General features: G+C 70.1%; 14 protein-coding genes. 10 read left to right on the plus strand and 4 right to left on the minus strand.

Features of this window, described 5'->3' with window-relative positions:
• Positions 1 to 2 precede the first annotated feature (2 nt).
• From FUT87_RS17905 to FUT87_RS17925, 5 genes are all read left to right on the plus strand, one after another.
• Positions 3 to 767, plus strand: a complete 765-nt coding sequence (locus tag FUT87_RS17905; RefSeq protein ID WP_147241893.1) for a transporter substrate-binding domain-containing protein — start codon at positions 3 to 5, stop codon at positions 765 to 767.
• 72 nt (positions 768 to 839) lie between these two features.
• Positions 840 to 1565 carry an amino acid ABC transporter permease gene (locus tag FUT87_RS17910; RefSeq protein ID WP_147241894.1) on the plus strand — a complete coding sequence of 242 codons (726 nt, stop codon included), beginning with the start codon at positions 840 to 842 and terminating at the stop codon, positions 1563 to 1565.
• Positions 1562 to 2215 (plus strand): amino acid ABC transporter permease, encoded by a 654-nt coding sequence (locus FUT87_RS17915; RefSeq protein WP_147241895.1) that lies wholly within the window; start codon positions 1562 to 1564, stop codon positions 2213 to 2215. Before FUT87_RS17910 ends, FUT87_RS17915 begins: the two co-directional genes overlap by 4 nt.
• Positions 2199 to 2990: an amino acid ABC transporter ATP-binding protein gene (locus FUT87_RS17920; protein WP_147241896.1), complete on the plus strand. Its 792-nt coding sequence runs from the start codon at positions 2199 to 2201 to the stop codon at positions 2988 to 2990. Before FUT87_RS17915 ends, FUT87_RS17920 begins: the two co-directional genes overlap by 17 nt.
• A 146-nt stretch (positions 2991 to 3136) precedes the next feature.
• The gene (locus tag FUT87_RS17925; protein WP_186830604.1) at positions 3137 to 3556 is read left to right on the plus strand and encodes a DUF4440 domain-containing protein; all 420 of its coding nucleotides are present in this window, start codon (positions 3137 to 3139) and stop codon (positions 3554 to 3556) included.
• 17 nt (positions 3557 to 3573) lie between these two features.
• Here the strand turns inward: FUT87_RS17925 and FUT87_RS17930 are convergent, their stop codons facing one another.
• The 4 genes from FUT87_RS17930 to FUT87_RS17945 all read right to left on the minus strand — a co-directional run bounded on the left by FUT87_RS17930 (position 3574) and on the right by FUT87_RS17945 (position 7756).
• A complete protein-coding gene (locus tag FUT87_RS17930; protein ID WP_091729188.1) occupies positions 3574 to 4308 on the minus strand; it encodes a proteasome-type protease in 735 nt (244 codons plus the stop codon).
• Between the two features lie 51 nt (positions 4309 to 4359).
• Complete coding sequence (locus FUT87_RS17935; protein WP_147241897.1) at positions 4360 to 5223, minus strand: transglutaminase family protein; 864 nt, start codon at positions 5221 to 5223, stop codon at positions 4360 to 4362.
• Positions 5224 to 5277: 54 nt separating this feature from the next.
• Positions 5278 to 6246, minus strand: a complete 969-nt coding sequence (locus tag FUT87_RS17940; protein ID WP_147241898.1) for an alpha-E domain-containing protein — start codon at positions 6244 to 6246, stop codon at positions 5278 to 5280.
• A gap of 79 nt (positions 6247 to 6325) precedes the next feature.
• Positions 6326 to 7756: a circularly permuted type 2 ATP-grasp protein gene (locus tag FUT87_RS17945; protein WP_147241899.1), complete on the minus strand. Its 1431-nt coding sequence runs from the start codon at positions 7754 to 7756 to the stop codon at positions 6326 to 6328.
• A gap of 234 nt (positions 7757 to 7990) precedes the next feature.
• Between FUT87_RS17945 and FUT87_RS17950 the strand changes: the two genes are divergently transcribed.
• The 5 genes from FUT87_RS17950 to FUT87_RS17970 form a co-directional block, all read left to right on the plus strand.
• Positions 7991 to 10126 carry a diguanylate cyclase domain-containing protein gene (locus tag FUT87_RS17950; protein ID WP_186830605.1) on the plus strand — a complete coding sequence of 712 codons (2136 nt, stop codon included), beginning with the start codon at positions 7991 to 7993 and terminating at the stop codon, positions 10124 to 10126.
• A 56-nt stretch (positions 10127 to 10182) separates the two neighbouring features.
• The gene (locus FUT87_RS17955) at positions 10183 to 10560 is read left to right on the plus strand and encodes a winged helix-turn-helix domain-containing protein (protein ID WP_404932654.1); all 378 of its coding nucleotides are present in this window, start codon (positions 10183 to 10185) and stop codon (positions 10558 to 10560) included.
• Positions 10561 to 10844: 284 nt separating this feature from the next.
• Positions 10845 to 11612, plus strand: a complete 768-nt coding sequence (modA, locus tag FUT87_RS17960) for a molybdate ABC transporter substrate-binding protein (RefSeq protein WP_147241901.1) — start codon at positions 10845 to 10847, stop codon at positions 11610 to 11612.
• A 21-nt stretch (positions 11613 to 11633) separates the two neighbouring features.
• Entirely contained in the window at positions 11634 to 12302 is a 669-nt protein-coding gene (gene modB / locus FUT87_RS17965; protein ID WP_091729165.1) for a molybdate ABC transporter permease subunit, read from the plus strand.
• Positions 12299 to 12730, plus strand: a 432-nt coding sequence (locus tag FUT87_RS17970; protein WP_147241902.1) for an ATP-binding cassette domain-containing protein, incomplete at its 3' end; no start/stop codon positions are given. The genes modB and FUT87_RS17970, both read left to right, overlap by 4 nt.

Genomic DNA, 12730 nt, shown 5'->3' on the forward strand with positions numbered 1-12730 from the left:
GCCTGCTGCTGGCCGCGGGCCTGGGCCTGCTCGCGCTGGGCGCCCAGGCGCAGACCGCGCTGGACACGATCACCAAGGCCAAGACCATCAAGATCGCCATCCCGACCGACTACCCGCCCTACGGCTTCGTCGGTCCCGACATGAAGCCGCAGGGCCTGGACGTCGCGATGGCCGAGCTGATCGCCGCCAAGCTCGGCGTGAAGGTCGAGCTGGTGCCGGTGACCAGCGCCAACCGCATTCCCTACCTGCAGACGAAGAAGGCCGACCTGGTCATCTCCACGCTCGGCAAGAACCCGGAGCGCGAGAAGGTCATCGCCTTCAGCTCGGCCTACGCGCCCTTCTACCAGGCGGTCTTCGCGCCCAAGAGCCTGGCGATCAAGAGCTTCGCCGACCTCGCCGGCAAGAGCGTCGCGGTCACGCGCGGCGCGATGGAGGACCAGGAGCTGGCCAAGGTCGCGCCGTCGACGCTGGAGTTCAAGCGCTTCGAGGACAACAACGCGACCATCGCCGCATTCGCCGCCGGCCAGACGCAGGTGCTGGCCACCAGCGCCGCCGTCGCCGGCAACCTGATGCAGCGCCAGCCCGGCCTGAATGTCGAATACAAGCTGCTGCTCAAGGACAGCCCCTGCTTCATCGGCGTCGCCAAGGGCGAGGACGCGCTGCTGGCCAAGGTCAACGCGATCATCGCGGCGGCCAAGCAGGCGGGCGAACTCGAGGCCCTGTCCAAGAAGTGGCTGGGCCGCGGCGCTGGCGAGCTGCCGCTCTGAGCGGACGCGGATCGCCGCCGTGCCTGACGTGAGACCGACCGCGCCATTCGCTGGTCCCTCCGGGAGCCGCCCATGATCGAGTTCGACTTCGGCGCCGTCCTCGCCGAATGGCCGCTGCTGCTGCGCGGCTTGGCGTGGACCGTGGGCCTGACCGTGATCGCGGTGCCGCTGGGCCTGGCGATCGCGACGCTGGGCGCCTGGACGCGCGCCTGTGGCCCGGCCTGGGCGCGGCGCCTGGTCGGCGTCTATGTCGAGCTGCTGCGCAACACGCCGTTCATCGTGCAGCTGTTCTTCGTGTTCTTCGGCCTGCCGTCGCTGGGGGTGAAGCTGTCGCCGTCCAGCGCCTCGCTGATCGCGATGACGCTGAACCTGGGCGCCTACGGCACCGAGATCCTGCGCGCCGGCATCCAGGCCGCGCCCAAGGGCCAGTGGGAAGCGGCGCAGAGCCTGGCGCTCGGGCCGACGCAGGTCTTCACGCGGGTGATCCTGCCGCCGGCGTTCAAGCGGGTGTGGCCGGCGATGACGAGCCAGATCGTGATCGTGATGCTGGGCTCGGCGGTGTGCGGGCAGATCTCCACCGAGGAGCTCAGCTACGCCGCCAACCTGATCCAGAGCCGCAACTTCCGCGCGTTCGAGGCCTTCATCGTCGCGACGCTGATCTACCTGGCGCTGTCCGTGCTGGTGCGGCGCCTGCTGCTCTGGGCCGGGCCTCGGTGGTTCTTCGGCGGCGCACCGGCGCCGACACGGCCGGCGTTGTGGCGACGCCTGGCCGGCACCGGCACGGGGAGCCGTCCATGATCGAGTTCACCCTCTGGGACATCCTGCGCAACCTGGCGCTCGCGCTGCGCTGGACGGTGGCGCTGTCGCTGATCGCCTTCATCGGCGGTGGCCTGGTCGGCGGCACCCTGCTGTGCCTGCGCATCGGCCTGGGCCGCAGGACGCAGCGCCTGATCGGCGCGTACGTCGCGCTGTTCCAGGGCACGCCGCTGCTGATGCAGCTGTTCCTCGCCTACTTCGGGCTGGCGCTGCTGGGCATCGAGGTGTCGGCGTGGACGGCGGCGTCGCTGGCGCTGACGCTCTACACGAGCGCCTACCTGGTCGAGATCTGGCGCGGCTGCGTCGAGGCCGTGCCGCGCGGCCAGTGGGAGGCCGCGCGCAGCCTCGCGATGAGCTTCGGCGAGCAGCTGCGGCACGTGATCCTGCCGCAGGCCGCGCGCCTGGCGATCGCGCCGACGGTCGGGTTCCTGGTGCAGGTGATCAAGGGGACCGCGCTGGCCTCGGTGATCGGCTTCGTGGAGCTGACCAAGGCGGGCGGGATGATCGCCAACGCGAGCTTCAAGCCCTTCCTGGTCTTCGGCTGCGTGGCGCTGTTCTATTTCGCGCTGTGCTTCCCCGTGAGCCTGGCTGCCCAACATCTGGAGAGGAAGCAACATGGCCGTGCTGCCTGAGACCGTGACGGCCGAGGCGTCGCCCGCGCCCGTGCCGGGCGTGCCCATCGTGCGCATCACCGCGCTGCGCAAGTCCTACGGGACCAACGAGGTGCTCAAGGGCATCGACCTGGACGTGATGCGCGGCGAGGTGATCGCGCTGATCGGCAAGAGCGGCTCGGGCAAGAGCACGCTGCTGCGTTGCATCAACGGCCTGGAGCAGTTCCAGGACGGCTCCCTGCGCGTGGCCGACAAGCCGCTGCTGCACGACAGCGCGATGGCGATGCGCGCGCTGCGGCAGCAGGTGGGCATGATCTTCCAGGGCTTCAACCTGTTCCCGCACCTGAGCGTGGGGCGCAACGTGATGCTGGCGCCGACGCTGGTGAAGAAGCGCTCCGACCAGGACGCCGCCGAGCAGGCGCGGACGCTGCTGGCGCGGGTGGGGCTGGCGGAGAAGTTCGACGCGATGCCGGACCAGCTGTCCGGCGGTCAGCAGCAGCGCGTGGCGATCGCGCGGGCGCTGGCGATGGAGCCGCAGGTGCTGCTGTGCGATGAGATCACCTCGGCGCTGGACCCCGAGCTGGTGGGCGAGGTGCTGCGGGTGGTGGAGTCGCTGGCCGAGGAGGGCATGACCCTGCTGATGGTCACGCACGAGATGAGCTTCGCGCGCAAGGTGGCGGACCGGGTGATCTTCATGCACCAGGGCCGCGTGCACGAGATCGGACCTCCGGCCGAGATCTTCGGCGCGCCGAGGACGCCGGAGCTGAGGCAGTTCCTGAAGTCGCTGGATGAGTGAGTCGCTCGGGAGGGGGCCGTCGAAAGGGGCGTGTCCATCGGCATGAGGGCGCGCGCGGCCTAGACTCCTCGGCCTACGTCACCAGGAGCCTCGCCATGCCCGACCGCCGCTCGATCCTTCGATCCCCCTTGGCATTGACCGCCGGCATGCTGGCGGTTTCGTTCATGGCGCCGTTGCAGGCGCAGGCGGTGGCGCCGAGTGGCGCGTCCGCGGTGCGCGAGGCCGAGATCGCCTTCGCCGCGACCATGGCCAAACGCGACTTCAAGGCATTCGCCGAATTCGTCGCGGAGGACGCGATCTTCATCAACGGCAGCAAGCCGCTGCGCGGCCGGGCAGCCGTGCTCGCGGAATGGAAGCGCTTCTTCGATGGCGCCGAGGCGCCGTTCTCATGGGCGCCCGATCTCGTCGAGGCGCTGCCGGACGGCACGCTCGCCTATTCGACCGGACCGGTGCATGCGAAGGGCAAGCTGGTCGCGCGCTTCGCATCGACCTGGCGACTCGATCCCGATGGCCGTTGGCGCGTCGTCTTCGACAACGGCAGCGACGTCTGCGACTGCAAGCGCTGAGCGTCAGCCGGGCTCGCTCACGCGAACCAGTCCTCGTCCGGCAACTGCTCGAAGACGCGCTTGAGGCCGCCGCCCCAGCCCTGGCTCACCTTCATGAAGTAGGGATCCTCCCGCGTGATGCGGTGGGGCTGCGCGGGCGCGAAGCTGTCGGTCTTGTAGAGCAGCATGTCGATCGGCAGGCCCACCGACAAATTGCTGCGGATCGTCGAGTCGAACGAGATCAGCGCGCACTTGGTGGCCTCGGCCAGCGAGCTGTCGAAATCGATCACGCGGTCGATGATGGGCTTGCCGTACTTGGATTCGCCGATCTGCAGGTAGGGCGTGTCTTCCGTGGCCTCGATGAAGTTGCCCTGCGGATAGACATGGAAAATCCGCGGCGCCTCGCCCCGGATCTGGCCGCCAACGATGAAGTTGGCGCCGAAGTCCACGCCCTGGTTGAGCTGGCCGGGACCATCGCTGTCGCGCGCGACCACTTCCTTGAGGGTCTTGCCCACCAGCTCCGCGACGTCGTACATCGAGGTCAGGTTCATCAGGTGCGCGCCCTGGCCGACCGCGCGCTGGCGCAGCAGGCTCACCACGCTCTGCGTCGTCGCCAGGTTGCCGGCGTTGAGCAGCGTGATCAGGCGTTCGCCAGGCTGCTCGAACACATTCATCTTGCGGAAGGTGGCGATGTGATCCACGCCCGCGTTGGTGCGGGAATCCGACGCGAACAGCAGGCCGGCACGCAGCCGCATGGCAACACAGTAAGTCATGGGACGCGAGCGTAGCCGATCAATCCGCGCTTGTGGGCGAGGCGCCCTTCGTCATTGCTGATCGGCCGTGCCGGGCTTCACGAGCACTTCGGCCCGCATGGTTTCGAGCCCGCCGCCTGTTCGTACGCCGCGCACGGGACAGGCGTCCAGATAGTCCGCGCCGATCGCCAGCTTCACGTAGCGACCATCGGCCAGGCACTGGTTGCTGATGTCGTAACCCAGCCAGCCGCCCGCCATGCCGTGCGATGCGTCACGACCGTCCGTCGCCGCCGTCGCCGTCGTTGTGGCGTCGGGCAGCCGCACCTCGGCCCAGGCATGGCTGGCGACGTGCTCGAAGTCGGTGGCCAGGTAGCCCGACACATATCGCGCCGGCAGCCCCAGCAGCCGCGCGCAGCAGACGAAGACCTGAGCGTGGTCCTGGCAGACGCCGTGACCGGTGGCGAAGGCCTGCGCCGCCGGCGTGGCCGCGTCGGTGTAGCCCCGCACGTAGGGCATGCGCTCGCCCAGCGCCGCCATCAGCGCCAGCAGCGCGCCGTGGGCATCGGCGGTCGCGGCGTCGGCGAAGCTCGCGGCGAACTGCCGCAGCGGCTCGTCCGCGCGCGTCAGCGGGCTGTCGCGCAGGAACAGCGGCGCGGGCAGCTCATCCTCGGGATCGGGCGTGGGGGGCGCATCGCTGGTGTCGACCTCGCCGACCGCGCGCAGGACGATGTCGCGCCGCGGACCGTCCAGGCTCAACACATGCATGGTGTTGCCGAACGCGTCCTTGCAGGCGCTTGCCGGTGCCGGCAGTTCCAGATGCCAGTGCAGCACGCGCAGGCCACGGCCCGCGCGCGGCGTGAGGCGCAGGTACTGCGTGCTGCGCGCCACCGGCGCGTCGTAGTCGTAGACCGTCTCGTGCGAGATGTGCAGGTGCATGCCTTGTCTCCGGGTGGCGTCCGCCGCGTCGGAACGACGCGGTCGGCGCCGAGGTCATTGCGCTTCGAAGTAGGCCTGCTGGATGTCCAGGCTCAGGCGGGCCGAGTCTTCCAGGAAGCCTGTCAGCCACGGATGCAGCCCTTGCTCGAGGATCTCGTCCACCGCACCGTACTCCAGGCGCAGCGCGAGCCGGCCGGCGCTCTGCTTGGCGGTGCGGCCGGCGTCCTCGGCGCCGCCGCGCGCCTCGATCTGCGGCAGGATGGCACGGATCTCGTCACAGCAGGCGCGCAGCGAGCGCGGCACGTCCGGGCGCAGGATCAGCAGCTCCGTCACGCGGCGGCCGTTGAGGCTGTCGCGGTAGGCCGCGTGATACGCCTCGAAGGCCGAGAGCGAGCGCAGCAGCGCGTTCCACGCGTAGAAGTCGGGCGCGCTCTCGCTGGGCGCGTCGACCGGCGCCAGCGTGTCCACCGCCGGCGCGATCAGCTGGGACTTCACGTCCAGCAAGCGCGCGGTGTTGTCGGCGCGCTCGACGAAGGTGCCGAGCCGGATGAAGCAGTAGGCGTCGTTGCGCTGCAGCGTGCCGTAGGTGGCGCCGCGGAAGAGGTGCGAGCGTTCCTTCACCCAGTCGAAGAAGGACGACGGCTCGGCGAAGCCCTTGCGCGCGAGTCCTCGCGCCTCCAGCCAGCTGGTGTTGATGGCTTCCCACATCTCGGCGGTGATCTGGCCGCGCACCGCATGCGCGTTCTCGCGCGCCTGGCGGATGCAGGACAGCACCGAGGCCGGGTTGTCCAGGTCCAGCCCCATGAAGCGGAACAGCTGCTCGGCGCTCAGGCCGGGATGGCGCGCCTGGTAGGCCTCCAGCGTGCCGGTCACCGCGAGCGGCGCGGCCAGCTCCGTCGCGGCGCCGCGCGACTGCGGCAGCAGCGACAGCGAATGCGTCACGTCGAGCATCCGCACGAGGTTCTCGGCGCGCTCCAGGTAGCGGCTCATCCAGTAGAGCTGGGCGGCGGTGCGGCTCAGCATGTCGAGCCTCCTGCCGGGCCGTTCCCAAGGGAGGCGGGCGCCGCGTCGACGGCCAGCGAAGGAAGTGGGCGTGCGCGCATCATGTTCTCTCCAGGATCCAGGTGTCTTTCGTCCCGCCGCCCTGCGACGAATTGACGACCAGCGAGCCGGCCTTCAGCGCGACGCGCGTCAGGCCGCCGGCCACCATGTTGACCTCGCGGCCCGAGAGCACGAAGGGCCGCAGGTCGATGTGGCGGGGCGCGATGCCGCGCTCGACGAAGGTCGGGCAGCTCGACAGGCACAGCGTCGGCTGCGCGATGTAGTTGGCCGGGTTGGCCGTGACCCGCTCCTTGAAGTCGGCGACCTCGGCCGCCGTCGACGCCGGCCCGACCAGCATCCCGTAGCCGCCGGCGCCGTGGACCTCCTTCACCACCAGGTCCGCCATGTGGTTCAGCACATGGTCGAGGTCCTCGGGCTTGCGGCATTGCCAGGTCGGCACGTTGTGCAGGATGGGCTCCTCGCCGAGGTAGAACCGGATCATGTCCGGCACGTAGGGGTAGATGGACTTGTCGTCCGCGACGCCGGTGCCGATCGCATTGGCCAGCACCACGTGGCCCTGCTTGTAGACCGACAGCAGCCCCGGCACGCCCAGCATCGAATCGGCGCGGAAGGCCAGCGGGTCGAGGAAGGCGTCGTCGATGCGGCGATAGATCACGTCCACGCGCTTGGGGCCGACGGTGGTGCGCATGAACACGAAGCCGTCCTTGACGAACAGGTCCTGGCCCTCGACCAGCTCGACGCCCATCTGCTGCGCGAGGAAGGCATGCTCGAAGTAGGCCGAGTTGAACGGTCCCGGCGTCAGCACGACGACGGTCGGGTTGTCCGCCGGGCTGGCCTGGCGCAGCGTGTTGAGCAGCAGCGCCGGATAGTGGGCGACCGGCGCGATCGCGTACTTGGCGAACAGCTCGGGGAAGAGCCGCATCATCATCTTGCGGTTCTCCAGCATGTAGCTGACGCCGGAGGGGACGCGCAGGTTGTCCTCGAGCACGTAATAGCCGCCGTCGGCATGCCGGATCAGGTCGACGCCGGTGATGTGGGCGTAGACGCCCAGCGGCAGGTCCAGCCCCTGCATCGCCGGCTGATACTGCGCATTCGCGAAGACCTGCTCGGCCGGGATCAGGCCGGCCTTCACGATCTCATGCTCGTGATAGATGTCCCACAGGAAGCGGTTGAGCGCGGTGACGCGCTGGCGCAGGCCGCGTTCGAGCATCCGCCATTCGTCGGCCGGGACGATCCGGGGGACGGTGTCGAAGGGGATGAGGCGCTCCGCGCCGGCCTCGTCGCCGTAGACGGCGAAGGTGATGCCCACCTTGTGGAACAGCAGGTCGGCCTCGGCCCGCTTCTTCGCGAGCGCCTCCGGCGTCTGTGCGTGCAGCCAGTCCGCGAAGGCCTGGTAGCTGGGCCGGATCGCGCCGCTTTGCAGCAGCATCTCGTCGTAATGGCCGGCGGCCGGCAAAGTCAGCGCATGCATGGGGTCTCCAGGGACGGACCGCCTCCGGGCGGCGGCCCGGCGGGGCAGGTTGCAAGGCCCGTGCCCAGCCCGGCGCGCTGGCGGGGCCGGCACGGGCCCGAGCTTGACCGGTTTTGGTGCGCCTGCAAAGCCTGCCCCGTGACGGTGCCTCCGCAGGTTCCGTCATCGCCCACCGCTGGTGCAGTGGCACTATCCCGCGTTGCGGCCGGTCGCCGCTCTCGATACAACTCCGCGATGCACGATCACTCCCAGGCGCTCCCGCCTCCTCCCACGCCCGGACGACCGGGCGGCTCCACCGCCGCCGGCGGTCACGATGGTTTCATTCCGCCGCGCGGCTCGCGGGCTTCGCTCGGTCGCTGGCTCACCGCGATGGTGCTGGCCGCGGTGGCGACGGCGCTGTTGATCACCGCGCTGCTGATCGAGAACTTCGCCCGCGCCCACGCCGAGCGGCGCGCGGTGGAGTCGCTGCGACAGGTGGCCGTCGACTTCCGCGACGCGCTCGATCGCGGCATGGCGCAGCAGTTCAAGGAAGTGCGGGTGCTGGCGCAGCTGGAGCCCTTCCGCCGCTTCGACGATCCCGAGGGGATGCGTCGCGCGCTGGACCAAGTGCAGGTCGGCTTCGACCACTTCGCGTGGCTGGGCGTGACCGACGCGCAGGGCAAGGTGCTCGCCGCCGCCGGCGGCCTGCTGGACGGGGTGGACGTCTCCAAGCGACCGTGGTGGCAGGGCGCGCGGGGCGGCCAGCCCTTCGTCGGCGACGTGCATGCGGCGCTGCTGCTGGAAAAACTCCTGCCGCGCCAGAACGAGCCCTGGCGTTTCGTCGACTTCGCGGTGCCGCTGCTGGATGGGCGCGGGCAGTTGCAGGGCGTGTTCGGCGTCCACCTGAGCTGGGGCTGGGCGCGCCAGATCAAGAGCGAGCTGATCGACGCGACCATGGCCTCCCACCAGGCCGACGCGCTGGTGCTGGGCAAGGACGGGGTGGTGATCCTGGGACCCTCGGACCAGGAGGGCAGGAAGATGCCGATCGGCGCGGAGAGCGGGCAGGGCCTGCGTCACCATGAGGCCGGCGGCGTCGAGTACTTCGCGGTGAGCGTGCCCAGCCAGGGCTACGGTCCGTATCCGGGACTGGGCTGGACGGTGCTGGTGCGGCAGCCGGTGGCCGTGGCGCTGGCCGACTACTACGGCCTGCGGCGTCAGATCGCGCTGAGCGCGATCCTGATGCTGGCGCTGGCGGTGCCGCTGAGCTGGTGGCTGGCGCGGCGCATGAGCCGGCCGCTGCGCGAGCTGGCCGCCGCGATCGCGCAGCGCCGTCATCTCAGCGAGGACCATTTGCCGGCCGTCGGTGGCTACCGCGAGGCGGCGGTGCTGTCGCAGGCGCTGAACGACCTGGCGCACCGCCAGGCCGATCAGGACCGCTCGCTGGCCGAGCTGAACGCGTCGCTGGAGCTGCGCGTGCAGGCGCGCACGCTGGAACTGCACGACGCGCTGCTGCGCCAGGAGTCCATCGAGCGCCGGCTGCGCACCATCGCCGACAACCTGCCGGTGCTGATCTCCTACATCGACTCGGAGCACCGGCTCCGGTTCCTCAACGCGACCTTCCGCGCCTGGATGGGCATGGCGCCGGAGGAGGCGCTGGACCGGCCGCTGGCTGAGGTCATCGGGCCGGTGCTGCACGAGCAGCGGCTGCCCTTCCTGAAGGCGGCGCTGGCCGGCGCGCGGCAGCGCTTCGAGACGCGCTCCGAAGCCAACGGCGTGGTGCGGGACCTGCTGGCCGAATACGTGCCCGACGTTCAGCCCGATGGCAGCGTGGCCGGCGTCTACACGCTGGCCACCGACATCACCGCGTTCAAGCAGGTCGAGCGGGAGCTGGACCAGCTCAGCCGCGTCGATCCGCTGACAGGGCTGCCGAACCGGCGGCAGTTCGAGTCCCGCCTGTCGGAATCGCTGGCGCGCAACCGCCGCAACGGCCGGACGCTGGCGCTGATGTTCCTGGACCTGGACCACTTCAAGCAGGTGAACGATTCGCTGGGGCATGCGGCCGGCGACGCGGTGCTGCGGGCCTTCGCCGACCGGGTGCGCGGCGCGATCCGCGAGACCGACCAGCTCTGCCGCCTGGCCGGCGACGAGTTCGTGCTGATCCTCGAGAACCTGAACGCGCCGGACGAAGCCGCCGGCGTGGCGCGCAAGGTGCTGGACGCGGTGAAGGCGCCGCTGACGCTGCAGGGGCAGCAGCTGCAGCTGTCCACCAGCATCGGCATCGCCTGCCACGACGGCGGCCAGGAAGGCGAAGTGGCGCTGCTCGGCCGCGCGGACGATGCGCTCTATGCGGCGAAGGCGGCCGGCCGCGGCTGCTGGCGACTGGCCGATTGAGCGCGCCGGCATCAGGTTTAATGCGCGGCATGGTGGCCCGCCCGACTCCTCCTCACGTGAAGCCCAAACCGGCGCCCAAGCTCGCGCCCAAGCCAAGCCTCAAACTCCGCATGCGCGTGACCGTCGGAGACATCATCGCCATCGGGCCCGGAAAAATCGCCTTGCTCCAGGCGCTCGACGAAACCGGCTCCATCACGGCAGCCGCCAAGTCGCTGGACATGTCCTACCGACGCGCCTGGCTGCTGATCGATGAACTCAATCGCGCGCTGAAAACGCCCGCCGTCGCTACCGCGGCCGGCGGCGCCAAAGGCGGTGGCAGCGCGCTGACCGACTCAGGACGGGCGCTGATCACGCTCTATCGACAGATCGAGGACACCGCACTTCAAGCTGCCAAGCCGGAAATCCGGCAGTTGATGAAGCTGCTGGCGACTTGAGGCACGGCCTCGGCGGGCGCGGGGAGGCTGGGCCTGGACCGAGCAGACGCCGGCAGCGCCGGTGCCCCTCCTCGCTCAAGCGCCTCCGCACGCTCGGCAATCGCTCGGAGGGGCACCGGCGCCGCCAGCGTCGACACACCGAGCCATTCAACGAAGCGCAGTGCGGTGGGGGAGCCCTTCAACGAGGCGCAGTGCGGGGGAGGGAGTCGGTCGGCGAAGGGGGCGCAATATCCTGGGATATATTGCGGGGCTCGTTTTGTCGACGGCTCCTACGAGGAATCGCCATGCGCTCGACTTCCCTTTCGATCACCCGACGCGTCGCCGCGCTGGCCCTCGCGCTGATGGCCACGGGCCTGGCGCAGGCGGCCGAGATCACCGTCTCCGCAGCCGCCAGCCTGACCAACGCGTTCAGGGAACTGGCGCCAGCCTTCGAGGCCGCGCATCCGGGCACGAAGCTCCAGTTCAACTTCGCCGCATCGGACGCACTCCTCGCCCAGATCGCCAAGGGCGCGCCAGTCGACGTCTTCGCCTCCGCCGACCAGGAGACGATGGACAAGGCCCAGCAACAGAAGCTGCTGGTCGAAGGCACGCGGCGCAACTTCGTCAGCAACGCACTCGTGGTGATCACGCCTGCGGAAGGCGGCGTGGCGCTGAAGACCCTTTCCGACCTGCAGCAGTCCGCCGTGAAGCGCGTCGCGGTCGGGCGGCCCGAGGGCGTGCCCGCCGGCCGCTACGCCAAGGCCGCCCTGGAGCAGGCCGGGCTGTGGTCGGCCATCGAGCCCAAGGCGGTCTTCGCGCAGAACGTGCGGCAGGCGCTGGACTACGTGTCGCGCGGCGAGACCGAGGCCGGCTTCGTCTACATGACCGACGCGCTGGTGTTCAAGGACAAGGTGCGCGTCCTGTTCGGCGTGCCGACCCCAGCGCCGATTTCCTACCCGATCGCCGTGACCTCCGGCGGCGCGAATGCCGAGGGCGGCAAGCGCTTCCTGGACTTCGTCACCTCGGCGGCCGGCCAGGCGGTGCTCGCCCGGCACGGCTTCCAGAAGCCCTGATCGGCCGGGAGCGCAGCGCACGTGGAACCCGCCTGGATCGCGCTCGCGCTGTCGCTGAAAGTCGCCGGCTGGGCGACCGCGCTGAACCTGCTGCTGGGCGTGGGGACCGGCTTCGCGCTGGCGCGCTTCCGCTTCCCGGGACGAGAACTGCTGGACGCGGTGCTGACGCTGCCGATGGTGCTGCCGCCGACGGTGCTGGGCTACTACCTGCTGGTGATCATCGGCAAGCGCGGCTGGCTGGGCGCCTGGCTGTGGGAGAGCTTCGGCATCAACCTGATCTTCACCTGGCAGGGCGCGGTGATCGCGGCGACGATCGTGGCGTTCCCGCTGGTGATGAAGTCGGCCCGCGCGGCCTTCGAGGGCGTGGATCCGCAGCTCGAGCGCGCCGCCCGCGTGCTCGGCCTGGGCGAGTGGGCGCTGTTCTTCCGCGTGACGCTGCCGATGGCCTGGCGCGGCGTGCTGGCCGGCGTGCTGCTGGCCTTCGCCCGCGCGCTGGGCGAGTTCGGCGCGACGCTGATGGTCGCGGGCAGCATCCCGGGCAAGACGCAGACGCTGTCCGTGGCGGTGTATGAGGCGGTGCAGGCCGGGCAGGACGACACCGCCAACCTGCTGGTGCTGATCGTGTCGCTGACCTGCGTCGCGGTGCTGCTGGTGGCGGGCCGGCTGGCGGGTCCAAGGAGTGGCGCATGAGTTTCGAGGTGCGCATCCGCAAGCACGTGGAAGGCGGCGGCCGCCGCTTCGAGCTCGATGTCGCCTTCACCACCGACGCTCGCCGCACGGTGATCCACGGCCCGTCGGGCGCCGGCAAGAGCCTGACGCTGTTGGCGATCGCGGGGCTGCTCAAGCCGGACGAGGGGTCGATCCGCGTCGACGGCCAGCCGGTCTTCGACAGCGCGTCGGGCATCGACGTGCCCGCCCGCGAGCGCCGCCTCGGTTTCCTTTTTCAGGACTACGCGCTGTTTCCGCAGCTGACCGTGCGGCAGAACATCGCGTTCGCGCTCAAGCGGGGCTGGCTGAATCCGTCGCGCCACGAGGGCGGCGAGGCGGTGGACCGCTGGATCCAAGCCTTCGAGCTGGAACGCGTCGCTCAGCAGCGGCCGCACCAGCTGTCCGGCGGC

It is taken from the genome of Mitsuaria sp. TWR114 (assembly GCF_007997345.1).

Bases quoted from the DNA above. Each gene is read 5' to 3' on its own strand.
- modA (WP_147241901.1), top strand. From the start codon at position 10,845: ATGCGCTCGACTTCCCTTTCGATCACCCGACGCGTCGCCGCGCTGGCC.
- FUT87_RS17920 (WP_147241896.1), top strand. From the start codon at position 2,199: ATGGCCGTGCTGCCTGAGACCGTGACGGCCGAGGCGTCGCCCGCGCCC.
- FUT87_RS17945 (WP_147241899.1), bottom strand. From the start codon at position 7,756: ATGCATGCGCTGACTTTGCCGGCCGCCGGCCATTACGACGAGATGCTG.
- FUT87_RS17930 (WP_091729188.1), bottom strand. From the start codon at position 4,308: ATGACTTACTGTGTTGCCATGCGGCTGCGTGCCGGCCTGCTGTTCGCG.
- FUT87_RS17925 (WP_186830604.1), top strand. From the start codon at position 3,137: ATGCTGGCGGTTTCGTTCATGGCGCCGTTGCAGGCGCAGGCGGTGGCG.
- FUT87_RS17950 (WP_186830605.1), top strand. From the start codon at position 7,991: ATGCACGATCACTCCCAGGCGCTCCCGCCTCCTCCCACGCCCGGACGA.
- FUT87_RS17940 (WP_147241898.1), bottom strand. From the start codon at position 6,246: ATGCTGAGCCGCACCGCCGCCCAGCTCTACTGGATGAGCCGCTACCTG.
- FUT87_RS17915 (WP_147241895.1), top strand. From the start codon at position 1,562: ATGATCGAGTTCACCCTCTGGGACATCCTGCGCAACCTGGCGCTCGCG.
- FUT87_RS17910 (WP_147241894.1), top strand. From the start codon at position 840: ATGATCGAGTTCGACTTCGGCGCCGTCCTCGCCGAATGGCCGCTGCTG.
- FUT87_RS17935 (WP_147241897.1), bottom strand. From the start codon at position 5,223: ATGCACCTGCACATCTCGCACGAGACGGTCTACGACTACGACGCGCCG.